Annotated in this window: 1 pseudogene; it reads left to right on the top strand. The window is 62.9% G+C overall.

Annotated features, from left to right (window positions below):
- Positions 1-264 (top strand): annotated as a pseudogene (locus EOD29_RS32450) (signal recognition particle-docking protein FtsY); the annotation flags it as partial.

Genomic DNA, 264 nt, shown 5'->3' with positions numbered 1-264 from the left:
CTTCGAACAGGCGAAGGCGAAAAAATGCGACGTGCTGATCGTCGATACCGCCGGCCGCTTGCAGAACAAGGCTGAGCTGATGGCCGAGCTCGAGAAGATCGTGCGCGTGCTTGGCAAGCTCGATCCCGACGCACCGCATACCGTGTTGCAGACGCTCGACGCCACGACCGGGCAGAATGCGCTGAGCCAGGTCGAGATCTTCCGCAATGTCGCGGGTGTCAACGGGCTGATCATGACCAAGCTCGATGGCACGGCGCGGGGCGG

Source organism: Mesorhizobium sp. M1A.T.Ca.IN.004.03.1.1, from assembly GCF_003997555.1.
Taxonomy (GTDB): domain Bacteria; phylum Pseudomonadota; class Alphaproteobacteria; order Rhizobiales; family Rhizobiaceae; genus Mesorhizobium.
Note: the sequence above shows the minus strand (reverse complement) of the source record. Positions and strands in the feature narration are given on the sequence as shown.